Source organism: Arthrobacter sp. ERGS1:01 (genome assembly GCF_001281315.1).
GTDB lineage: Bacteria > Actinomycetota > Actinomycetes > Actinomycetales > Micrococcaceae > Specibacter.
Genome location: NZ_CP012479.1, coordinates 3,004,733 through 3,026,932 on the forward strand (window position 1 = coordinate 3,004,733; position 22,200 = coordinate 3,026,932).

Consider the following 22,200-nt stretch of genomic DNA (forward strand, 5'->3'; position numbering starts at 1 on the left):
AGCTGGCTGATTTTCAGGAATTCACCGGCCACCCGTACCAAAGAAGCCCTGAAATTCGGGGCTCAAAGCCCGTCAAACCGCGCCAGTGCGCGTCAATCACCCTTTCCAATCCCATGTGTGATCGATAACATCGAAGTCGTGTGATTTATGTCTCCCGATTCGAAAAAAGGATGAACACGTGCACTCCATGTGGAAAAAGACTTTGGCGATGGCGGTGGTTGCCCCGGCCATGTTGCTGACCATGACGGCGGCACCCGTCGTCGCGGCGCCCGGCGACCCCGTCAGCAAGAACGTGGCCCTGGCCAGCGCCGGCGCCACCGTGACCGCCTCGGGCAATGAGCAGGTTGGCGTCCACCAGATGGGCGACGCGATCGACGGCGACGCCACCTCGCGCTGGTCCTCGAACACCTCGGACACCGCGTCACTGACCGTCAAGCTGGCCCAGCCGACCCTCATCAGCAAGGTCGTGATCAAGTGGGAGGCCGCTTGCGCCGCCAAGTACAAGCTGCAGGTCTCCACCAACGGCGTCGACTTCATCGATGCCACGGATGTCCAGAGCCGTCCCGATTGCGCCGCTGCGGCCAACGACGCCCCTGCACTGAACGCCGGGATCTCCACCACCAAGTACCAGTACGTGCGCATGCAGGGCATTGACCGCACGCCGATTGGCGGTGCCAAGTGGGGCATCTCCCTGTTCGAGTTCGAGGTGTGGGACACCCCCGCCGCCCCTGCCGCAAACGTGGCCCTGGCCGCCTCCGGCGCCACCGTGACCGCCACGGGCCAGGAAGTGGCCGGCCAGTGGGGACCGGCACTGGTCATCGACGGCGACGCCGACCGCTCCAAGCCGAACGCCTCGCAGTCGCGCTGGTCCTCCAACACCGCCGACAACGCCGCCATCACGGTCAAGCTGGCCCAGCCCACCCTGATCGACCACGTGACCATCGATTGGGAAAAGGCCTGCGCCGCCCAGTACAAGCTCCAGGTCTCCAACGACGGCAACAATTTCACCGATGCCACCGACGTCATTTCCCCCACCTGTGACGGGCGGGACAGCCAAAAGATCAAGGCGGCCCTGGCAGCCACCCCGTACCAGTACATCCGCATGCAGGGAATCGCCCGCACGCCCATCGGCGGGGTCAAGTACGGCATGTCCATGTGGGAATTCGAGGTGTGGACCGGCCCCGAGCCCGTCCCGGTGGTTCCCGCCGCCGGCATCAACCTGATCCCGATGCCCGTGAACATGACTACCCCGGACAAGGCGCCTTTCGTCCTTGGCGCGGGCTCACGCATTGTGGCCAACAACGCCGAGACGAAGGCCACCGGCAACTACCTGGCCGGCATCTTCCGCGCCTCCACCGGGCTGGCCCTGCCCGTCGTCGACGGCACCACCGGCGACAGCGACGACATCGTGCTCTCCCAAACCCCGGGCGACATCGCCAACCTTGGTGCCGGCCTGCAGTCCGAGGCCTACTCGCTCAGCGTTGACCCCGTCACGGGCACCAAAATCACCTCCGCCACCTCCGACGGCGTGTTCGACGGCGTGCAGACCCTCCGCCAGCTCTTCCCGGCGTTCATCGAGTCCAAGCAGAAAGTCATCGCCGACTGGACCGCGCCCGCCGTGCAGATCACCGACGCACCCCGCTTCGACAAGCGCGGCATGATGCTCGACGTCGCCCGCGACTTCAAGCGCCCCGACGAGGTCAAGCACGTCATCGACTCGCTCGCGGCCTACAAGATCTCCACGCTGCACATCCACCTGGCCGACGACCAGGGCTGGCGGATCCAGATCACCAACGACGGCAAGGTCGCCGGCGACACGATCGACTATTCGCTGCTGACCGGCGTGTCCGGCAAGACGGCGGCCACCCGCAACTCCAGCGGCGGCGCCATGGGCTTCCAGGACGAACTGGGCCACACGGGCTTCTACACCCAGGACGAATACAAGGACATCGTCGCCTACGCCGCGTCCCGGCACATCGAGGTCATCCCCGAGATCGACGTGCCGGGCCACACGAACGCCGCCCTGCATGCCATCCCGCAGCTGAACACGGCCGCATCCAAGCCGGGCAAGGACGAAAGCGGCGTGGTGCCGGCCAACGGTACCGGCGACGTCGGCTATTCCACCCTTGATGTTGCCGAACCGGCCACCTGGAACTTCCTCACGCACGTCTACACCCAGATTGCCGCGATGACCCCGGGCAAGTACATCCACGTTGGCGGCGACGAATCCCACGCCACCCCACACGACGACTACGTCAACTTCATCACCAAGACCGTGAAGATCATCCACGACCTCGGCAAGCAGCCGATCGGCTGGAACGAGGCCGCCGTGGGCGGGCTGCAGGCCGGCGACGGCATCCAGTACTGGACCGGCGGCACGGCGGACACCCTCTCCGCCATCAACACCAAGGGCGCCAAGCTCATGGTCTCCAACGGCTCCACCTCCTACATCGACATGAAGTACAACGCCAAGACCCCGATCGGCCTGACCTGGGCCGGCACGGGGGACTTCCCCAAGTACTACGACTGGGATCCGGCCGCCACCGTGCAAAACGCCGGCGCCAACCTGCCCGACGCCAGCATCCTCGGCGTCGAGGCGGCCCAGTGGTCCGAGACGATCCGCGGCGGGGACCAGGCCGAGTTCATGGCCTTCCCCCGCGTGGTCTCCTTCGCCGAGATCGGCTGGACCCCGCAGGCCAAGCGCAACGTGAACGACTTCAAGGTCCGCATGGCGGCCATGGGCCAGCGCATGCTTACCTCGGGCACCAACTTCTACGACGGAAACAACGCCAAGTGGAGCTGGTCGATGGCCGGCTCCCCGGTGGCCGTTGCTCCCGGCAAGGCACTGAACCTGGCCGTGGGCCAGCTCGCGGCACCGGGCACGAAGGTCGCCGCCAACGGCGCAACCATTGCGGTTGACTCGGTCGACGACGCCGACGGCGTCAGCGCCTCCACGGTCGCCGGGAACCTGGGCGTCACCGTCAACTGGGGTGACGGCACTGCCGCAACGCCGGCAACCTTCGCAGCCAAGCGCGACCGCACCTCACTGTCAGCAGGCAGCCTCTACACCCTCAAGTCGACCCACAGCTACGCGGCGGCCGGCAACTTCAACGGCACCCTGACGGCCAGCGACGGCACGGTGGCCAAGTTCACCGTCACGGTTGCGGCCGGCACCGCCGATCCGCAGGAACCCACCCCGTGGGACACCTCGCAGACCGCGGCCATGACGGCTGCCCCGACCACCAAGGCCGGCGACCGCCTGCAAACCGCGCTCAGCGGCTTCGAGCCCGGCAAGTACGTCACCATGGCCGTGGGCACGAACGTGGTTGGCACGGTCCTGCCCGACGCCAACGGCACCATCACCTTCCAGCTGCCAGTACCCCCCAGCATCTACTCGGGCAGCTACGCGTTGACGGCAACCCAGGGCACCCGGGTGGCCACCGGCAACGTGGCGGTGACCTCCACCCTTGTTCCGCTGGCCAACAAGATCCCGCAGAACCAGCTCACCATCAAGTCCGTGGACTCCCAGGAAATGACGGGCGAGCCCGCTCCCAACGGCCCCGCCGCGGCAGCCCTCGACGGCGATCCCAACACGTACTGGCACACCCAGTGGTCAGGGAGTTCCGACCCGTTCCCGCACTCCCTGGTCCTGGACCTGGGCAAGAGCTTCAACGTCACCGGCTTTGAGTACACGCAGCGCCAGTCCAACACCAACGGCAAGATGAAGGATTACGAGATTTACGTATCCGACAGCCTCACGGACTTTGGCACCAAGGTTGCCTCGGGTACGTTCCTTGACGTGAACCGTGCGCAGGTTGTCACGATTTCCGGCGGCAAGGTTGGCCGGTACGTGAAGTTCGTCGGCCTGAACTCTATGGCCGGCAACGCCTTTGGCGGAGCTGCCGAGCTCAATGTTGGCGGCATCGCACCGGGCGCCACGGTTCCCGATGTCAGCGCCAACGTTGGCACCATCAAGGCCGGCGGCACGGTGGACCTGTCCCTGAAGGGCTTCGCGGCCAACACGCCGGTCAGCCTGTCCCTGCACTCCACCCCCGTGGACCTGGGCACGGTGACCACCGACGCAAACGGCGCCGCCACCAAGACCGTCACGATCCCGTCGACGATCGAGGCCGGCAACCACACGATCGTCGCCACCGCCGGCGCGATCACGGCGTCCTTCGCACTGACCGTGGCCCCGGCCGACGTTCCCACCACCGAGCCGACGACGGAGCCGACCTCAACCCCGACGACGGACCCCACGGAGACCACGACGCCGACAACCGATCCCACAACGGATCCGACGGATTCCGCCACTCCCACCACGGATCCGACGGATTCCGCCACTCCCACCACGGATCCGACCGAGTCGACCACCCCGACGATCGACCCGACAACGAACCCGACGTCCGACCCGACGGGTTCCACGGCGCCGACGACGTCCGGCACGTCACCGGCCGCAACGAAGTCCGCCACCGGCACGCCGCCGGCAACGTCTTCGGCCGCCGCCCCGGCCGGCACGCCATCGGCTACGAGCGCCCCGTCAACTGACCACGAGCTGGCCAGCACGGGTGCGAACACCACTCCGTTCCTATTGGGCGGATTGGTCCTGGTCCTGGTCGGCGTGGTGAGCTTCACCAGCCGCCGCAAGCGGAAGTCCACCCACGCCTAGGGGCAGGGACACCGCAACGGCAGCATAAAGATCAAGGGGCGGGTTGGCCAGTGAAATTCACCGGCCAACCCGCCCCTTCGTATTTCCTTGCGACAAAGCGCGGCTAAAGCGGCAGCGTGGCGTAATTCGATGTGTCCGGCAGACCGGGCATGGCCGGTCCCCTCGGTCAGTGGCGCTACATCAGTCGGGATTGCTTAGGCTTCGCGGTCCGCGTCTTCGGCGCGTGCCGCTTGGAGATGGCGCAGTTTGTCCTGCCGTGCCCGGTTTCGTCCACGGGCAGCGCCCATCATGAACATGACGATGATGGCCACGGCAAGAAGCCACGCCACCACAATGATGGCAATAAGCAGCCAAAGCGGCATCCGTTCAACTCCTCGAGGAACAGCCATGTTATAGACCCCAACGCAGACGATTATACAGACGCGTTGTTGGGAATCGCATGGACATGCGCTGGGAACATGCCGAAAATACTCCCGACCCCCCAAACCCCTGGCGTTAGACTGGCGGCATGAACGCACAGCCGAAATCCCCCGTCACCGTCACGGTCACCGGGGCCGCAGGTCAAATTGGCTACGCCCTCCTGTTCCGCATCGCCTCCGGAGCAATGCTGGGCCCCGACGTCCCGGTCAAACTCAACCTCCTGGAGGTGCCGCAGGCCGCCAAGGCCGCGGAAGGCACCGTACTGGAACTGCTGGACTGCGCATTCCCGCTGGTGGCCGGCATGGACGTCTTTGACGACCCCGCCCAGGCGTTCGACGGCGCCAACATCGCCCTGCTGGTCGGGGCACGGCCGCGCGGGCCGGGAATGGAACGGGCCGATCTGCTGCGCGCCAACGGCGGCATCTTCTCCGTCCAGGGGCGGGCCCTGAACGACGGCGCGGCGGACGACATCAAGGCCGTGGTGGTCGGCAACCCGGCCAACACCAACGCGCTGATTGCCGCCTCCCACGCCCCCGACATCCCGGCGTCGCGCTTCACGGCCCTGACCCGGCTGGACCACGACCGCGCCCTGGCCCAGCTGGCCGCGAAGACCGGCGCACCGGTGTCCGCGATCAGGAAGCTGGCCATCTGGGGCAACCATTCGGCCACCCAATACCCGGACATCAACCACGCCACCGTGGACGGGCGGCCCGCCGCCTCGCTCGTGGACCAGGCCTGGATCGCGGAGGACTTCATTCCGCGGGTGGCCAACCGGGGTGCGGAAATCATCTCGGTGCGCGGCGGCTCCTCCGCGGCGTCGGCAGCCAATGCCGCCCTCGAACACATGCGGCTGTGGGTACAGGGCACGCGCGACGGCGACTGGACCAGCATGGCGGTGCCCTCCGACGGCTCCTACGGCGTGCCGGAAGGGCTGGTCAGCTCCTTCCCCGTCACCACCTCCGGCGGCGAGTATTCCATTGTGCAGGGACTGGAGATCAGCGACTTTTCCCGTGCCCGGATCGATGCGTCCGTGGCCGAACTGTCCGCCGAACGCGACGCCGTAAGGGAGCTTGGACTCTTCTAGCCGACGCTGGAATCCTGCCCATGATGAACAACTCCACGCTGCCTTGCATCGACCTGAACGCCGATGTCGGCGAATCCTTTGGCCGGTGGCCGCTCGGCGATGACGCGGCCGTCATGGCCTCCACCTCAAGCGCCAACATCGCCTGCGGTTTCCACGCCGGCGACCCCTCCGCCATCCGCAAGGCGTGCGCCGCAGCGGCGGCAGCCGGCGTCGTCGTGGGCGCCCACCCCGGCTACCGCGACCTGGCCGGATTTGGCCGCCGCTTCATCGACATGGAGCCCGCCGAACTGCGCGACGAGACCATCTACCAGATAGGCGCCTTGCGAGCGCTGGCCGCGGCCGAGGGCGTCACCGTCAGCTACGTCAAGCCGCATGGCGCCCTGTACAACGCAATCGTGCACCACGCCGGACAGGCGCAGGCCGTGGTCGACGCCGTCCTCGCCACGGACCCGGCGCTGCCGCTGCTGGTGGCCCCGAACTCGGAGGTGGCCCGGCTGGCCGGAGCGGCGGGACTGCGCGTGGTCACGGAGGCGTTTGCCGATCGCGGCTACAACGCGGGCGGCACGCTGGTCTCCCGCATGCTCCCCGGCGCCTTGCTCACCACCATCGATGCCGTGGTGGCCCAATGCCTGGACATCGCCCTGCGCGGGGAGGTCAGGGCCGTCGACGGCAGCAAGGTGGCCGTGTCCGCGGAAAGTATCTGCCTGCATGGGGACACCCCCGGCGCCGTCGCCATGGCCGCGGCCGTGCGGCGGGCCCTTGTCGAGGCCGGCGTGGCCATCCGCAGCTTCGCGTAACGGAACCGGGTGACTTTCTTGCGCTTCTTACCCATGGGCGAGGCCGCCGTCCTGGTGGAACTCGAACACCCTTCCGATGCCACGGGCCTGCAGCTGCTGCTGCGCAATGCGGCCCTTCCCGGGGTCATCGATGTGGTGGGTGCCGCCCAAACAGTGCTGGTCACGGCGGAGACACCGGCGGCGCTGCGGGCGGCGGTGCGCTGGATTCGGCGGGCAGACCTCGGCGTCGCGGCGCCGTCTTCCGCTGGAGCGACTCTCACGCTGGAGACCGTGTACGACGGCGATGACCTCACCGACGCCGCGCGGCACGCGGGCGTATCCAGCGATGCATTGGTGGCGTGGCACTCCGGGCAGGAGTGGGTGGCCGCGTTTGGCGGGTTCGCACCCGGTTTCATGTACCTCTCCCCCACGCAAACACCGATCTCCATGCCGCGAAGGGCATCCCCGCGCACCGTGGTGCCTGCCGGTTCCGTGGCGTTGGGCGGCGGGTTTTCGGCCGTGTATCCCGGCCCGTCGCCGGGTGGCTGGCAGTTGATCGGGCGGGTTGGCGAGTCGCTGTGGGATCCGGAGCGCACCATCCCGGCGCTGGTGCAGCCCGGGGACCGCGTGCGGTTCCGCCCGGTGCGCGAGGTGGCCGTGGTGTCCCGACACAGGGCCACGCCCGTTGCCGAAGCGGGGCGCGGTGCCGCGGCGGAGCGTGACTCCGCGGGGCATCGCTTGCGGGGTTTCCGGGTTCTGTCGCCGGGACCGCACACCACGGTGCAGGACCTGGGCCGTCCCGGCCTTGCCCATCTTGGCCTCACAGCCTCCGGCGCCCTTGACCGGGCCGCCCTGCGCCGCGCCAACCGGTTGGTGGGCAATCCGGGAGTGGGCACCGGAGACGCCGGTTTGGAAATCGTTGCCGGCGCCCTGGCGCTGCAGGCCGTCGGGAGCCAGATCGTGGCCGTGACGGGCAGCGGCACACAATGGGTGACCGTCTCGGGCGGGCTGGAAAACGCCACCCCTTCGGGCACGCCCATCCAGCTCCGCGACGGCGACACCCTGCTCATGCGTCCCGATGCGGCAACCGGATTCCGGAGCTACCTGGCCGTCCGCGGCGGGCTGGACGTCCCGGCCGTCCTTGGCAGCCGGTCCACCGATGCCTTGTCCGGCACGGGCCCGGCACCACTTTCGGCGGGCATGTTCCTGCCGGTGGCCGCGGCCCATGCCGGCGCGGTGGGATTCCCCGAGCCCGAGCCGCCGCCGGGGGACGGCGTTACGGTGCTCCGATTTATCTCCGGCCCCAGGGAGGACTGGTTCACCCCCGATTCCGTGGCCGCCTTCCGGAGCCAGGACTGGACCGTCACGGCGCAGTCCAACCGCGTGGGGCTGCGGCTCGACGGCGTCGCCCTTGAACTTGCCCGGAAGGGGGAACTGCCCAGTGAGGGCATGGTGGCCGGCGCCATCCAACTGCCGCCGTCCGGCCTGCCGGTCCTGTTCCTGGCCGACCACCCCGTCACCGGCGGCTATCCGGTGATCGGGGTGGTCCTTCGGGCGGACCTGGACAAGGCGGCCCAGCTTGCGCCGGGTGCCAGGATGGCGTTTCGGGCGGTACCCTAGCGTTCGGGCATCAGCCTTCCAGCAGGTCGCGCAGCTTCTCCATCTGGCTTCCCCAGCCCAGGATGGAATTGGAGAAGTCGAAGTTGTCCACGTCAAAGTGCTGCACAACCGTCATGGTGGTGCGGCCATCGAGTTCCTCAAAGGTGGCCGTCATGGTCACGGCGAACGGGAAGATGTCGCCGGCCTCTTCGCGCATTTCAAAGCCGCGGGGAGGGTCGATGCTGATGAACTTTGCCGTGCTGGGGAACTCCATGCCGGTTTCCTTCATGACCATGGTGGCCGTCCAGGTGCCGCCCACGGTCGGATCGACGGCGACCTTTTCCCGCGGCGTGTACAGCTCCTTCGGTCCCCACCACTGGGCGAGCTGGTCGGGGTCGGTCCAGGCGGCGAAAACCAGTTCCCGGGGCGCGTTGAAAACACGCACGATCGTCAGCGTGTTCGCGGCGGCATCCATGCTCTCGCCGGTGCGTTGGGAATCGGTGGTGGGTTCGTTGCTCATGATTTGTCCTCTGTCTGGATCTGTTCCAAGTGGCGTTCGAGCCGGTTGAAGCTGTCGTCCCAAAAACGGCGGTACTTCTCCATGTATGCGGTGACTTCCGCAAGTGGTGCGGCTTCGAGTCGGCTGGATCGCCATTGGGCGGTCCGGCTGCGGGAAATGAGTCCGGCGGTTTCAAGCACCTTCAGGTGCCGTGAGATGGCCGGGAGTGAGATGCTGAACGGCTCCGCCAATTCGTTAACCGTGGCCTCGCCCTCGCTCAAACGGGCCAGAATGGCCCGCCGGGTGGGGTCCGCCAGGGCTCCGAAGATCAAGCTGAGCCGGTCCGTTGCCATTTCCTATTTAACCAATCTGTTATTTAGCTGATTTGTTAAATATAGATCCGCAGGGCATACCTGTCCAGTCGCTTCACAAAAATTTTCCTAAAGTCCCGGGCGGCGGTCCGGGTCAGCCTTGAGTTTCCGCCAGCCGCCGGCGCGGTTGTTGGCGATGATGGCGCGGAACATGGCCAGCAGGGCGCGCTCGTTGATGGGCTCCCCCTCCCGGAATGCTACGGTGCGCGCTGTCGCGTTGTCGTGGCCCGCCGTAATGATGCCCTCCGGGTCGGGGACCATGGCGCCGTCGTACAGGAAGACGTTCACGTGGTCCCGGGCGGCGAGCAGCGCGCACACATTGCCGTCGAGCACAAAGTACGGCTGGACGGTGCGCTTGATGGTCTCGACCACCGCGGGATCGGCGTCGTGGATCAGTCCCCTGACGCGTTCGCAGATCTCCTGCTGCCAGGCCGGCAGGGCGCCGATGTAGTCATCGACCCGGGGATCCCTGGCGAAAGTCACGGCGGCTACTTCTTCCGACCCCACACAAAGTACGCGATGGGTCCGGCAAAGTTGATGAACGACGCCGCCACCCAGGCCGGCTTGGGCCCGTTGACTTCCAGCGGCTTGCGTCGGGACAGGTCCCGCAGGGCGGCCAGTTGGAGTGCTATCTGGACGCATCCTCCCACCACGATCCGGACCTTGGCCCGTTTGCTCAGATTGCTCCAGCGTTGCTTGGCTGCCATCGTTTCTCCTGACGGAAGGTGGTGCGGATGTGGCCAGTCTAGCGCCCTGGGCCCGGGTTGCCCGGGGTTGATTCGAACACCCACGGCAGGGCCGTCATGGTCAGCCGGTGGCGCGCACCCACCGGTGCGTGGCCGGGGTACTCCGCATCCCCGTGCCACATGATGCCGGCCTGCGCCCCGGACGCGGACGCTCCGGCGTCGCCCTCCACCAGGAGGCTCTCATACGCAAACGGCACGGATGCGGCGGCCTGGGCCAGGGCGTCGCCTGCGGTGCCGAATTCCGCGAGGTGGTGCAGGGTGACCCAAGTGGGCGGCGCCAGGGTCATGGACCCTGCCGCGTGCCGTCGCAGCGCCTCGGCCGGTGCCAGCCATGCGAAGTTTTCGTGCTCACCGGGGTTCAGCACCACCTCCGCGCCGGGGGCCGCGGCGATCAGGAACCAGGTGCGGAAACGGCGGGGCAGCCGCTGCATGGGCGTCCATTGCGAAAGCCACACCAGGCTTTCGGGCGCGAGTCGCAGACCCGTTTCCTCGGCGACCTCGCGAAGTCCCGCAACGTGCGCCGCCGGGAGGTCGGCCAGCTCGGCACCGTCCGCGCCAACACGGTCCTCCGGATCCACCTTGCCGCCGGGAAAAACCCAAGCCCCGGCGAAAGAACTGCTGGTGCCGGGGCGTTCAAGCATCAACACCTCAAGGGCTTCGGCACCGTCGCGCAACAGCACCACGGTGCAGGCATCTTCCAACGGCGCCAACGGCTTTTCAGTCTCCATGGGCCAAGCCTATTCCCCAGCGGCACCCTAACCTCGTGCCTCGGCCAGGGAACCCTGCCGCTGTGGGCCCAACCAGCACATCCGACCTCGTTCCTCCCCACCCCCTCCCACCGCTCGCAAGCTCGGCGCGCGTCAGGAAGTGCCGGCTTGCTCCACCTGGGCGGCCATTTGGGCGTGGCCGGTTCCCTGGAGTCCCGCGACAACGCCCGCGATATCCTTGGCCGGCCGGTTCTGGCTGAGTTTTGTCTTTGCCTCGATCCTGGTGATGACGAGCTCGATTCCAACGATCGCCCTGAGCTGGCCGGAGATGAAGCGTTCGGGCGCGTCATCCACCGCCCAGGGGTGTTCCGAACCGGTTTCATTGAGGACGGTTAGCGCGCGGACGTGCCGGCCCAGCCAGTCGACGTCGTCGTGGATCGCGAGGTGGCCGTACACGTGGGCTGTCGTGTAGTTCCAGGTTGGCACCACCCGCCCATGGTCGGCTTTCGATGCGTACCAGGTGGGCGAGATGTAGGAGTCCGGGCCTTGGATGATGGCCAGCGATTCACCAATGGCAGCTTCCGACCATTGGGTGTTGTTGCGTGCAAGGTGGGCGTGCAGGGCTCCGTGCTCGCCGATCGTGGGGTCGTAGACGAACGGCAGCAGTGTTGCGAGCAAGCCGCTGGCGCTCATGGTGACCAAATTGGCGGCGGACGGACCGCTGAGGAGGTCCTGAATGGCGGCGGGGCCGGCGGTGAAGTGCTCCGGGATGTACATGGCAATGCTCCTTCGGAAGGGGATGCGGGTGGCTAGAGGCTCCTCGGCGCCCCTGCCGGACGGAGTCGGACGCGGACGGCGGCGCCCGCGCACAGGATGACGGCGAGGCCGCCGAGGATCGTGGTCCAGGTGAGGGTCTCGCCCAAAAGAAGCCAAGCCCAGCAAAGACTGAGGACGGGTTGGACGAGTTGAATTTGGCTGACCTGGGCCATGGGGCCGATGGCCAGGCCGCGGTACCAGGCGAAGAAGCCCAGGAACATGCTGATCACGCCCAAATAGGCGAACGAGGCCCATTGCACGGGGGTTGCCGATGGCGGCTGCTGTGCCACGGCGAGTCCGACAAGGATGACCATCAGTGGCGAGGAGAGGACCAGCGCCCAGGACACGGTCTGCCAGGCGCCGAGCTCGCGGGCCAGCAGGCCTCCTTCGGCGTACCCGATGGCGGCGGCGATGACCGCACCGAAGAGCAGCAGGTCGCTCCAACCAAGCGTGCCGAACCCTCCCGATTGGAGGAATGCGAAGCCGATTGCGGCCAATGCTCCCACCATGGTGGCTGCCCAAAAGGCCTTGGATGGGCGTTCGCGGCCGCGAAGGACGGCCGCGGTTGCCGTTGCGGCAGGAAGCAGGGCAATTACGACGGCGCCGTGGCTGGCGGGAACAGAGGTGAGGGCGAAGGAGGTGAGCAGCGGAAAGCCCACCACGATCCCGCCGGCGATCACCGCGAGCCGCAACCACTGCCTTCCCTGAGGCAGGCGCGCCCGGGTGAGGGCAAGTGCAAGTGCGGCCAAAACGGCTGCGATCACGGCCCGCCCGGACCCCACAAACAATGGCGACAACCCGCCGACGGCGACCCGGGTGAGGGGTACCGTGAAGGAGAATGCCGCTACACCAAGCAGCCCCCACCACAGGCCGGTCGGCGCCTGATGCGGTATTGCTGGGCGAATTTCAACAGTAGCGCTATCATTGGTTCTCATGAACAACGATAGCAGTTCCCGTATTGTGGCGCGACTGAAAGATCGAATCTCCACCTCCGCACCGGGATCCCGGCTGCCGTCAACGAGGTCTTTGGTCAATGAGTTCCAGGCCAGTCCCGTCACCGTTCAGAAAGCCCTGCAGACCCTGACCATGCAAGGGCTCATCGAAAGCCGGCCAGGCGTGGGGACGTTCGTACGCGCCGTACGAACAGCCCGCCCGTCGGACTACGGCTGGCAAAGTGCCGCTCTGGGCTCCCCCCGGGCGGTGCTGCCCACCACTTCCTCCACCATGCGCAGCGTTTCGAACGAAGCCATTTCCTTCCACTCCGGCTATCCCGACAGGGAGCTGCTGCCCGAACGCCTCGTCCAGGCGGCGCTGGCCAGGGCTGCACGGGGCGACGCGGCACTCTCCCGCCCACCCGTTGCGGGCCTGCCGGAGCTGCAGTCCTGGTTCGCCCGGGAACTCGGCGCCGTGACACCCGCAGGGATCAACCCTCCGACACCGAGTGACGTGATCGTGCTGCCGGGAAGCCAAAGCGGTCTCAGTTCCATCTTCAGCGCCCTGGTCGGTCGCGGGCAGCCCCTGCTCATCGAATCCCCCACCTACTGGGGTGCCATCCTGGCCGCGCGCAACGCCGGCGTCCGGCTCGTCCCCGTGCCGAGTGGTCCCGACGGCCCCGACCCCGCCGAACTTGCCAGGGCCTTCGAAGAGACCGGCGCGCGCATGTTCTACGCGCAGCCCCACTTCGCCAATCCCACGGGGGCGCAATGGTCTCCGGAACGCGGCAGCCAAGTGCTCGACGTCGTCCGTGACCACGGCGCGTTCCTGGTCGAAGACGACTGGGCCCACGACTTCGGGATCACCACCACCCCCGCCCCGATTGCCGCACGGGACGATTCCGGCCACGTCATTTACCTGCGATCCCTGACGAAGAGCGTTTCCCCGGCCATACGCATCGCGGCCGTTATTGCCCGCGGCCCGGCCCGGGAGCGGATCCTCGCCGACCGGGGTGCCGAAACCATGTATGTCAGCGGCGTCCTGCAGGCCGCAGCCCTCGACGTCGTCACTCAACCGGGTTGGCAAACCCACCTGCGCAATCTCCGCCACCAGCTTCAAACCCGCCGCGACCTGCTGATCGGCAGCATCCGGGAGCACGCACCCCTGGCCCACATCGAAAGCGTCCCCAAGGGCGGGCTCAACCTGTGGTTGCGACTGCCGGATGGCACCAACCTTGAACGGCTCACCAATGAATGCGAGAGCGCAGGGGTCATCATCGCCGCAGGCAACGAATGGTTCCCCGCCGAGCCGACCGGACCCTTTGTCCGGCTCAACTACTCCGGAGCGAACCCCGGAGCCTATCCGCAGGGGGCCCGGGTCCTGGGCCAAGCACTCACACAAAACCACCGATAGCGGTTCACCCCTGGAGCGCGTCGACGGGCTTTGTCACGACTAGATCCAAACGGGGATCTTTCCGGCGTAGCGGGCGCCGAATCCGCCGGTGGGCAGGATTTCGGCAATGCGAGCGAGGTCCGCCGCGGTCAAAACGAGGTCAGCGGCGCCAAGGTTCTCCGCGAGTCGCTGTGGGCTGCGGGTTCCGGGGATCGGGACGATGTCCGGGCCTTGGGCCAGGAGCCAGGCGAGGGCCAGTTGTGCAACGGTGCCGCCCTTGGAGGCAGCCAACTCGCCCAGCAGGCGTGTTGCCTCAAGGTTCTTTTCGTAGTTGCCCGGCTGCCAGCGCGGGTCCGTGCGGCGCATATCGGTCTCTCCGTACTCGTCAGCGGGCTTGGCCGTGCCGGTAAGGAAGCCCCGTCCCAGGGGTGAGTATGGCACGAAGCCGATGCCCAGTTCCGTGAGGGTGGGGAAGATCGCCTCGACGTCCCGTTCAAAGAGTGAGTACTCGGTCTGGAGTACCGAGACGGGCTGGACGGCGTGGGCGCGGCGGATCGTTTCCGGGCCGGCTTCACTGAGGCCGAAGTACTTCACCACACCGGCGTCGATGAATTCCTTGACGGTGCCGGCAACGTCCTCGATCGGAACGGCCGGATCCACCCGGTGCTGGTACAGCACGTCAATGTAGTCCACACCCAAGTACCGCAGGCTGTTCTCGACGACCTCACGGATATGCTCGGGGCGGCTGTCCTGGCCATAGTCACGGGTGAATCCGAACTTCGTCGCGATCACCACATCGTCCCGGAATCCCTTCACCGCCCGCCCAACGATCTTCTCGTTGGCACCCCATCCGTACAGCTCCGCAGTGTCGAAGAAGGTGACGCCCAGATCGTGCGCCTTCTGGATGGTCGCAATACCCTCCTGCTCATCTCCGGGCCCGTAGGCGATGGAGATACCCATCGCTCCGAAGCCGAGCGCCGACGTTTCCAGTCCCTGCTGACCCAATGTTCGCTTCTGCATGGTCGCAATCCTTTCAATCGAGGTTCAGTCAGCATACGCCCTTCGTGTCATGAACTGACAGCTTCTGCTGAAGGTGACGAAATTGGACTAGGATTGACGAGTGACGAACCTGAAAAGTGAGGGCAAGGCCGGGCTGCGCGACGTGGCCCGGGCTTCCGTGCGCGCCCACGTCGCCGAAAAGGCGCTCCAGCTGTTCGACGAGCACGGCTTCGACGCAACCACGGTCGACGACGTTGCCGCGGATCTGGGGATCTCCGCCCGCAGCTTTTTCCGTTACTTCCCGGCAAAGGAAGACGTGGTCATTGGCGACCCCCTGCCCGTCGGTCGGCAGGTCAGGGATGCGGCCGCTTCCAGGCCCGGCACCGAACCGGTCTGGACAGTCCTGCGGCGGGCCTTCGACCCGATCGAGCTCGACACGCCGGAGGACGTCACCAGAGGACTGCGCACCATGCGCGTCATGATGAGCACCGCCTCGCTCCGTGCCCGCAATCTTGAAAAACACATCGCCTGGGCCGCCATGCTCGAACCCGTCATCATCGACCGGCTCGACGGCGACAAGGATACCCGCAGCTTCCGCGCGCAGACCCTGATCCACACAGCCCTGTCCTGCCTTGACGTCGCCCTCGCCGAGTGGACCCGCCGGGAAGGATCCACCCCCGTCCAAACCCTGCTCGACGACGCATTCACCACGATCGGCCGCTAGGGTCCCGGGCCACGGGGAGCCTCCTTTCGGGGCTGGCGTGACTGCCGATGGCGCCGCCCTGAGGCACTTCGCAGCCTCACCGTCGAATCCGCGAGCGTCCCGGCGTGGCGGCAGGTGCGTCACCTCACCGCTTGAGACTCTTTGCCATTCGCGGAACCCACCTTAGACTCGGGTCCAGACCGCGCGGGACAAACGCTTGGAGGGGCCGCTCATGCCGGGAACGATTCGATTCGACCACGTCGGTGTCACTGTTCGGGACCTGGACCGGGTGACGGCGTTTTTCCTCGGACTCGGTCTCGAGGTCGAGGGCCGGGCGTTCGTGGAAGGCGAATTTATCGACACGGTCATTGCGATCCCGGATTCCCAGACGGAAATCGTCATGTTGCGGCCGCCGGGCGGCGGTACGAGTGTAGAGCTTTCCAGCTTTGTTCGCCCCGACCCCGAACAGGGATCGCCCGCCGCCATGGCCAACGAGCTGGGGCTTCGCAGTTTGTCCTTCGAAGTCGAGGATCTCCAGGCACAGGTAGACCGGATGGCCACGGAGGGGTACGGGCTTGTCGGTGGCGTCGGCGAGTATGAAGGCGTCTGGCGCATGGCCTATGTGCGCGGCCCGGAGGGAATCATCGTGGCCCTGGCTGAACGGCTCGGCTGACCGCGGCCACGGCGCTGCGCCAGTGCACCGGCGTCGACCTTTGCTCAGTTGTGGCCGCTGGGCAGGGCAGGCCAGGTCATCCAAACTGAGTCGCCGCGCACGGGATCGGGATCAACCTTTCCACTGTCGACGAAGCCGACCTTCTCCAGGACGCGAAACGATGCGAGGTTCCACGCGCGAACCGTGGCCCAGAGGCGGGTTCGCCCCGTGTCTTGGGCGGCTGAGAGGACCGCGCGTGATGCTTCCGTCGCATATCCGTTGCCGTGTGCGTGCTTGAACAACTCGTACGCGATCTCGGGCTCGTCCAGGGTCGAATTGCCAACGACCAAGCCGCAATAGCCGATGAATTCGCCGTCGTGCTTCGTCTCGATGGCGAGCAGCTCCAGTCCGTTCAGCGCTGATTCCGCGAGTTGGTTTTCGATGTTGGTGCGAAATTCCTCGACCGTGGGCCGCCCATCCGAGTCGATCCGACGAAGTGCGCGTGGATCACGTTCTTCCCAGAGCCGGCGAATCGACGTGCTGTCGGCAGGGGTCCACGGCCGCATACGAAGGCGCGCGGTCTCCAGGTTATTGGCAAGCGGGCGAAATTTCGGCATGCCACCAGCCTAGTCCGGGCGAAAGGAGTCGTTATTGGTCGCTGTCGCAGGGTTTCCACATGGCAATGCAGTCCGGGCGACTAGCCTCGTAGCTATGAAGAGACTGGTTGTAGTTACCGGAGCAGCTCGGGGATGGGGCAAGGCGCTCGTTGATGAGTTCTCGGCGTCGGGCTGGGTTGTTGTTGCTGCCAGTCGGTCGCAGCCCGACCCATTGGCGTGGACGTCGCCTGGCATGGTTGAGACAGTGATGCACGATGTCCGGGCGGATGACTTCCATGAGCTCCATGCCGTCATTGGCGAGCGTCCGGTTGACCTGCTGATCAACAATGCCGCCCAAGGCGCAGAGCATCAAGGGCTGGGATCCATATCTACCGACGGCGTGATGAACGCTGTGGATGTCAATGTGGGAGGGCCCCTGCGCCTGGTGCAAGCGCTCCTTCCGAATCTATTGGCTGCATCGGAGCCGATCATTATCAACGTGACCTCGCGCCTTGGCTCCGTATCAGCCCAGGCGAGGGATGATTTTTCCGACCTTTCAACCAGTTACGCCTACAAGATCTCCAAGGCGGCGCAGAACATGCTCACGATTTCCCTGGCCCAAGAGCTTCAGGGGCGGATCAGGGCCTGGGCCGTCCACCCCGGGAAGCTGTCCACGGGCATGGGCCAGCCCGATGCATCCAAGGACCCCCGCCTTGCGGCACGGCAGCTACGGGAATTGGTCGATTCCGGGGACCCGACTTCGCCGCGATTCTGCTCACTGGGCGAGACAGACCTCGCCTGGTGACGCCGCCGTGCGTACCCTGGAGTCGTCCACTTGGGGCTCAGCGGAGCAAGGGCTTGTCGAGCAGGTCCCAGCCGTACGACGCCGCAACCCGGCCCTGGATTTCCGCCATCACTGACCCGCCGTTGTCGCCGTTTGTCATGATCACCACACCGTAGCCCTTGGCGACGTGCCCGATGGCTTGAGCCTTGTAGCCCCAGTTGTCGCCGTCGTGCTCGAAGTACCAGCCCTCACCCTTCCTGGACACGAGGAAACCGACAGCAAACGGGCCCACACCAACCGGCGTGATCAGGTTTCGCGCCGTCGCGCGGTCCAGCACCAGAGATGACCGGCCGGACAGTGTCCTCTGGACGTCCACCACAAATTTGGCCACGTCTCCCGGCGTCGTCCACAAGCCTGCAGCAGCCTGCTCCGGATAGACGTGCCACGGTGCGCCCATCGCCGCACCCGATACGTCGTGGGCGCAGGCGGCCCGGTCTTCGAGTCGGGCCGGTAGCGGCTGTTCGAAGGTGCTGCTGGTCATCCCGAGCGGCTGAAGGACCCAGTCGTGCATGATCTTCGCAAAGGGCGCTCCCACGGTGTCGGTGAGCATGAGTTGTTCGATCTCGATGGCGCCGCCGGAATACTGGTAGGCCGTCATGGCTGGGCGTGCCAGCCGAACCGCGGGCAGGGGTGAGGGCGCCTGCCCATCAAGGATCTGCAGGATGGTCGGCAGAGGTTCACCCGGTTCATATCCGGGGAACCCAAAGCCATCTCCAAGCCCGGAGGTGTGGCTCATGAGCATCCGCGGCGTAACGACGGCGCCGCCACCGAATGGTTCATCCGGCAGCTTCCAGCTCTTCAAGATCGTATTGACGTCTTGATCGAGACCGAACAACCCGAGCTGGGACGCCTTCAGGGTTGCCATGGCCGCCACCGGTTTGCTGATCGAGGCTGCCTGGTAGAGCGTTTCATCGGTCGCAGGCGCACCGGACTGCGCGTCGGCCATGCCCCACGATTTGGTCCATGCGACCTCGAAGTCGTCAATGACGGCAACGCTGACCCCTGGAACCCGAAAGTGGTCCAGCAACTGCGCAAGGGTCAGCGCATCAGCTCCCTGACGGTCAGGAACTTGCACGCCCTCGATCTCCGCGATCCTCGCGGCATGCGTCTTTGATGATTTGGGCCCGCTGAGTGACATGTCCACGAACCTACCAGCATGCTCCGTTGGCCACGGTCACGATGCTGCCCAATCGAAGGAAAGAGGAGCTGGAGCGGCTAAGAGCCGGGTACCGGCCGAGAAGGACCGCGACGCCCGCCCGGATCCTAGGACGCCAGCCGATCGGCCCGTTGGTCCGGAACCTGGCCGAACCTGGACGCTTGCGCCGGCGGGTTGATTGCGGACCAAACCTCGTCGAGGGAGAGATCGAGGACGGTCGCGATCGCTGCAATCGTCGAGAACGCGGGAGTGGCCACGCGGCCCGTCTCAATCTTCCGGAGTGTTTCCGGTGAAATATCCGCGGCAACAGCCACCTCGAGAATGGAGCGGTTCTTTCTCGCATGGCGCAGGAGTGCGCCCAAATGTTGTCCGCGTTCTATCTCGGCGGCGGTGAGCGGGAGTCTGACCATGCTTCCAACTATAGTACCGGTATTGTTTTACCGGTATAGTTATTGGAAACTGTGGAAGGACGGTCGCATGATCGAATTATTCAGCCCCATGGAGCTAGAGAATGCCAAGCGGAGCGGAAGCTTCATTGCGACAGTTCTGCGGACCTTGCGGGAACGGGTCCGGGTCGGCACTAACCTCCTGGAGATCGACCAGTGGACGCGCGAGATGCTTGCGGAGGCAGGCGCCAAATCCTGCTACGTCGACTACGCTCCCTCATTTGGTGACGGGCCCTTCGGCCACTTCATCTGCACCTCGGTGAACGACGCCGTACTGCACGGAATGCCCTACGATTACGCCCTCAGGAATGGTGACCTCCTCACCCTTGACCTGGCCGCTTCCCTCCACGGAATCGTCGCCGATGCCGCCGTCAGCTTTATCGTCGGAGTGCCCGCCAACCCGACAGATGCGGCGATGATCGAGACGACCCAGCGGGCGCTGGACGCCGGCATCGCGGCCGCCACCCCGGGGCCCGCATCGGGGACATCTCCCATGCAGTCGGAACCGTCCTTGCAGCGGCCGGATACCTGATCAACACCGATTTCGGCGGGCACGGCGTCGGGACCACGATGCACCAGGATCCCCACATCCCCAACGCGGGCCGTCCCGGCAGGGGCTACCAACTTCGACCCGGCCTGCTGCTGGCCATCGAACCATGGGTCATGGCGGGCACTGCCGACCTCGTCACGGACCGGGACGGCTGGACACTGCGAAGTGCCACGGGAGCCCGCGCCGCGCACAGTGAGCACACCATCGCCATCACCGACGACGGCCCCATCATCCTGACGATCTGAGCATTCGCGCTCCGGGCCACCGGTTCAACGCTGCCAGTTCAACGACGACGGCGGTCAGGGACGGGTTCAGCGGCCCTACTATCCCAGCCACTCGCGGGCTGCGGCGACCAGTGCCGCGACTCCCCGATCAAGGGTCGGTTGGATTTCCGGAGCGAAATAGGGCGAGTGATTCGAGGGAATGTCGCGATCGAGGGTCCCCGCCGTCGCGGCTGCGAGGTACTTTTCCTGGTTTGCACCACCGAGTATCCAGTAGACCAGGGGCACGCCCACCGCCGTCGCGAGCAGACCAACGTCCTCGCTGCCGGAGACGGGGCCGGGGTCGAGCACCGATTCTTCGCCGAACGCCGACCGGAATGCGGCCATCGTGCGTTCGGTGGCACCGTGATCGTTGACAGTCACCGGGAAGGATTCGGCGAATTCGACGATTGCCTCGGGTGCTCCCGACGCCGCGGACTCGGCGTTGGCGATCCGCTTGATCGCGGCGATGATGCGCTGGCGCATGTCCTCGCTGTAGGCGCGCACGCTCAGCCCCAGCTCGGCGGACTCCGGGATGATGTTGTTCTTCGTGCCGGCGTTGATCCGCCCGACGGTCACAACGGAGGTTTCCTGCGGTGCAATCTCACGGGAGACGATCGTCTGCAGCCGGCCCACGACGGCCGCCGCAATGACGATCGGATCGATCGTGGTCTCGGGCCGGGAGCCGTGGCCGCCGCGTCCACGCAGCGTGATGTCGATGCTGTCGGCCGAGGCAAAGGCCGCGCCGGGGTGGGCGCCGAGCATCCCGGCAGGCGCCGGACCGACGTGCTGGCCGAGCACCACGTCCGGCACCGGCACCTTCTCATACAGGCCGTCCTCGATCATCGCCTGGGCGCCGCCGCCGGCTTCCTCGGCCGGCTGGAACACGGCGACAACCGTGCCGGCCCAGTCCGCTCGCGTGGCGGCAAGGTTCCGGACCGCGCCGATCAGGCACGCGACGTGCACGTCGTGCCCGCACGCATGCATGACCCCGTTCTCGGTGCTCGCGTACGCGAGGCCGGTAGCCTCCGTCACGGGCAGCCCATCCATGTCGGCCCGCAGCAGTACGGTCGGTCCGTCACCGTTGCGAAGCACCCCGGCCACCCCGGTGATCCCAATGCCCTCGATGACATCGAATCCCGCGGCACGGAGTTCGACGGCGGCGATTGAGGCTGTGCGAGTCTCCTGAAAGGAGAGTTCCGGATGGGCGTGCAGGTCGCGGTACAGTTCGTCGATGGTCATGGACCCATCCTGCCGTGCGCCGCTCCCCCGACACAACAGCGACTCGAACGGCCGCCCCGTCGATCGCAGCATTTATGCGGCACCGGGCCCGATTGGTGGTTAGCTGGTCGGGTGAGTTCGCACTTTTATCGCCCCGCCGAGGGCCACCGTCTTCCGCATGACCCGTTCAATGCAATTGTCGGGCCGCGTCCGATCGGATGGATTGGCACCCTTTCCCCTGCGGGGGTTCGCAATCTCGCTCCGTACAGCTTCTTCAACGCGTTCTCCTACGAGCCTCCGCTCATTGGCTTCTCAAGCACCACGCCCAAGCACACCGCCCGCAACGCCCGGCTGAGCGGGGAGTTCACCTGGAACCTTGTGACGCGCGACCTCGCCGTGCAGATGAACGCGACGTCGACGACGGCCGACGTCGACGAATTCCTCGCCGCAGGACTGGCGGCCGCGGATTCCGTTGATATCGGCGCACCCCGCGTCGCTGCCTCTCCTGTGAGTTTTGAGTGCCGGGTCAGCGATGTCATTCCCCTGCGCGGCGCAGACGGGCGCCCTTCTGCCGGTGTGCTCACGATCGGGGAGGTCGTCGCGGTGCACATCGATGAGGCCATGCTTTCCGACGGGATCTACCAGACGGCCCTCGCGCACCCGGTCCTGCGCGCAGGAGGGCCGACCGCCTACTTCGAGATCCTCGCCGAGGGCCGCTTCGACCTCGTGCGGCCGCGGTAGAACGACGTCGGACTGGCTCG

22 protein-coding genes and 1 pseudogene are annotated in these 22,200 nt (G+C 66.3%); 10 read left to right on the forward strand and 13 right to left on the reverse strand.

Annotated elements, in window-relative coordinates; all coding sequences use genetic code 11:
* The first annotated feature begins 208 nt into the window (after nucleotides 1-208).
* Nucleotides 209-4,669 (forward strand): family 20 glycosylhydrolase, encoded by a 4,461-nt coding sequence (locus AL755_RS23280; RefSeq protein ID WP_160318925.1) that lies wholly within the window; start codon nucleotides 209-211, stop codon nucleotides 4,667-4,669.
* A 194-nt stretch (nucleotides 4,670-4,863) separates the two neighbouring features.
* Here AL755_RS23280 and AL755_RS23540 read toward each other — a convergent pair whose 3' ends face one another.
* Nucleotides 4,864-5,031 (reverse strand): hypothetical protein, encoded by a 168-nt coding sequence (locus AL755_RS23540; RefSeq protein WP_160318926.1) that lies wholly within the window; start codon nucleotides 5,029-5,031, stop codon nucleotides 4,864-4,866.
* 146 nt (nucleotides 5,032-5,177) lie between these two features.
* Here AL755_RS23540 and AL755_RS17595 point away from each other — a divergent pair, with 146 nt between their 5' ends.
* The 3 genes from AL755_RS17595 to AL755_RS17605 are packed head-to-tail and all read left to right on the forward strand — an operon-like array spanning nucleotide 5,178 to nucleotide 8,569.
* Nucleotides 5,178-6,173, forward strand: coding sequence for a malate dehydrogenase (locus AL755_RS17595; protein WP_054012108.1), 996 nt, complete (start codon nucleotides 5,178-5,180; stop codon nucleotides 6,171-6,173).
* A gap of 38 nt (nucleotides 6,174-6,211) precedes the next feature.
* A complete protein-coding gene (locus tag AL755_RS17600) occupies nucleotides 6,212-6,970 on the forward strand; it encodes a LamB/YcsF family protein (RefSeq protein ID WP_192841699.1) in 759 nt (252 codons plus the stop codon).
* Between the two features lie 9 nt (nucleotides 6,971-6,979).
* Nucleotides 6,980-8,569 (forward strand): 5-oxoprolinase subunit B/C family protein, encoded by a 1,590-nt coding sequence (locus AL755_RS17605; protein ID WP_237762532.1) that lies wholly within the window; start codon nucleotides 6,980-6,982, stop codon nucleotides 8,567-8,569.
* Between the two features lie 10 nt (nucleotides 8,570-8,579).
* Here AL755_RS17605 and AL755_RS17610 read toward each other — a convergent pair whose 3' ends face one another.
* The 7 genes from AL755_RS17610 to AL755_RS17640 form a co-directional block, all read right to left on the reverse strand.
* Nucleotides 8,580-9,068 (reverse strand): SRPBCC family protein, encoded by a 489-nt coding sequence (locus tag AL755_RS17610; protein WP_054012110.1) that lies wholly within the window; start codon nucleotides 9,066-9,068, stop codon nucleotides 8,580-8,582.
* Entirely contained in the window at nucleotides 9,065-9,400 is a 336-nt protein-coding gene (locus AL755_RS17615) for an ArsR/SmtB family transcription factor (protein ID WP_054012111.1), read from the reverse strand. Before AL755_RS17615 ends, AL755_RS17610 begins: the two co-directional genes overlap by 4 nt.
* Nucleotides 9,401-9,487: 87 nt before the next feature.
* Complete coding sequence (locus tag AL755_RS17620; protein ID WP_054012112.1) at nucleotides 9,488-9,901, reverse strand: DUF1801 domain-containing protein; 414 nt, start codon at nucleotides 9,899-9,901, stop codon at nucleotides 9,488-9,490.
* Nucleotides 9,902-9,906: 5 nt separating this feature from the next.
* On the reverse strand, nucleotides 9,907-10,125 hold the full coding sequence (locus AL755_RS17625; RefSeq protein ID WP_054012113.1) for a PLDc N-terminal domain-containing protein: 219 nt from the start codon (nucleotides 10,123-10,125) through the stop codon (nucleotides 9,907-9,909).
* A 38-nt stretch (nucleotides 10,126-10,163) separates the two neighbouring features.
* Nucleotides 10,164-10,892 (reverse strand): NUDIX hydrolase, encoded by a 729-nt coding sequence (locus tag AL755_RS17630; protein WP_054012114.1) that lies wholly within the window; start codon nucleotides 10,890-10,892, stop codon nucleotides 10,164-10,166.
* 132 nt (nucleotides 10,893-11,024) lie between these two features.
* Nucleotides 11,025-11,648, reverse strand: coding sequence for an FMN-binding negative transcriptional regulator (locus AL755_RS17635; protein WP_054012115.1), 624 nt, complete (start codon nucleotides 11,646-11,648; stop codon nucleotides 11,025-11,027).
* Nucleotides 11,649-11,680: 32 nt separating this feature from the next.
* Complete coding sequence (locus AL755_RS17640) at nucleotides 11,681-12,622, reverse strand: DMT family transporter (RefSeq protein ID WP_054012116.1); 942 nt, start codon at nucleotides 12,620-12,622, stop codon at nucleotides 11,681-11,683.
* Between AL755_RS17640 and AL755_RS17645 the strand changes: the two genes are divergently transcribed.
* Nucleotides 12,621-14,033: an aminotransferase-like domain-containing protein gene (locus AL755_RS17645; RefSeq protein WP_054012117.1), complete on the forward strand. Its 1,413-nt coding sequence runs from the start codon at nucleotides 12,621-12,623 to the stop codon at nucleotides 14,031-14,033. The two genes, AL755_RS17640 and AL755_RS17645, sit on opposite strands and share 2 nt — an antisense overlap.
* Nucleotides 14,034-14,072: 39 nt before the next feature.
* Here the strand turns inward: AL755_RS17645 and AL755_RS17650 are convergent, their stop codons facing one another.
* Nucleotides 14,073-15,032 carry an aldo/keto reductase gene (locus AL755_RS17650; RefSeq protein WP_054012118.1) on the reverse strand — a complete coding sequence of 320 codons (960 nt, stop codon included), beginning with the start codon at nucleotides 15,030-15,032 and terminating at the stop codon, nucleotides 14,073-14,075.
* Nucleotides 15,033-15,132: 100 nt separating this feature from the next.
* On the opposite strand from AL755_RS17650, the gene AL755_RS17655 reads away from it, so the two are divergent.
* Nucleotides 15,133-15,735: a TetR family transcriptional regulator gene (locus AL755_RS17655; RefSeq protein WP_054012119.1), complete on the forward strand. Its 603-nt coding sequence runs from the start codon at nucleotides 15,133-15,135 to the stop codon at nucleotides 15,733-15,735.
* A gap of 211 nt (nucleotides 15,736-15,946) precedes the next feature.
* Nucleotides 15,947-16,387, forward strand: coding sequence for a VOC family protein (locus AL755_RS17660; protein WP_054012120.1), 441 nt, complete (start codon nucleotides 15,947-15,949; stop codon nucleotides 16,385-16,387).
* A gap of 44 nt (nucleotides 16,388-16,431) precedes the next feature.
* Here the strand turns inward: AL755_RS17660 and AL755_RS17665 are convergent, their stop codons facing one another.
* Nucleotides 16,432-16,983: a GNAT family N-acetyltransferase gene (locus AL755_RS17665; protein WP_054012121.1), complete on the reverse strand. Its 552-nt coding sequence runs from the start codon at nucleotides 16,981-16,983 to the stop codon at nucleotides 16,432-16,434.
* Between the two features lie 94 nt (nucleotides 16,984-17,077).
* Between AL755_RS17665 and AL755_RS17670 the strand changes: the two genes are divergently transcribed.
* Nucleotides 17,078-17,767 carry an SDR family NAD(P)-dependent oxidoreductase gene (locus tag AL755_RS17670; RefSeq protein ID WP_054012122.1) on the forward strand — a complete coding sequence of 230 codons (690 nt, stop codon included), beginning with the start codon at nucleotides 17,078-17,080 and terminating at the stop codon, nucleotides 17,765-17,767.
* 37 nt (nucleotides 17,768-17,804) lie between these two features.
* On the opposite strand, the gene AL755_RS17675 is transcribed toward AL755_RS17670, so the two are convergent.
* Nucleotides 17,805-18,944 carry a serine hydrolase domain-containing protein gene (locus AL755_RS17675; RefSeq protein ID WP_054013170.1) on the reverse strand — a complete coding sequence of 380 codons (1,140 nt, stop codon included), beginning with the start codon at nucleotides 18,942-18,944 and terminating at the stop codon, nucleotides 17,805-17,807.
* A gap of 125 nt (nucleotides 18,945-19,069) precedes the next feature.
* A complete protein-coding gene (locus AL755_RS17680) occupies nucleotides 19,070-19,372 on the reverse strand; it encodes a helix-turn-helix domain-containing protein (RefSeq protein WP_054012123.1) in 303 nt (100 codons plus the stop codon).
* Nucleotides 19,373-19,439: 67 nt separating this feature from the next.
* On the opposite strand from AL755_RS17680, the pseudogene map reads away from it, so the two are divergent.
* A pseudogene (map, locus tag AL755_RS17685) lies at nucleotides 19,440-20,203 on the forward strand (type I methionyl aminopeptidase).
* Nucleotides 20,204-20,281: 78 nt separating this feature from the next.
* On the opposite strand, the gene AL755_RS17690 reads toward map, so the two are convergent.
* On the reverse strand, nucleotides 20,282-21,460 hold the full coding sequence (locus AL755_RS17690) for an amidohydrolase (protein ID WP_054012124.1): 1,179 nt from the start codon (nucleotides 21,458-21,460) through the stop codon (nucleotides 20,282-20,284).
* Nucleotides 21,461-21,571: 111 nt separating this feature from the next.
* Here AL755_RS17690 and AL755_RS17695 point away from each other — a divergent pair, with 111 nt between their 5' ends.
* On the forward strand, nucleotides 21,572-22,180 hold the full coding sequence (locus tag AL755_RS17695; RefSeq protein WP_054012125.1) for a flavin reductase family protein: 609 nt from the start codon (nucleotides 21,572-21,574) through the stop codon (nucleotides 22,178-22,180).
* Nucleotides 22,181-22,200: the final 20 nt, after the last annotated feature.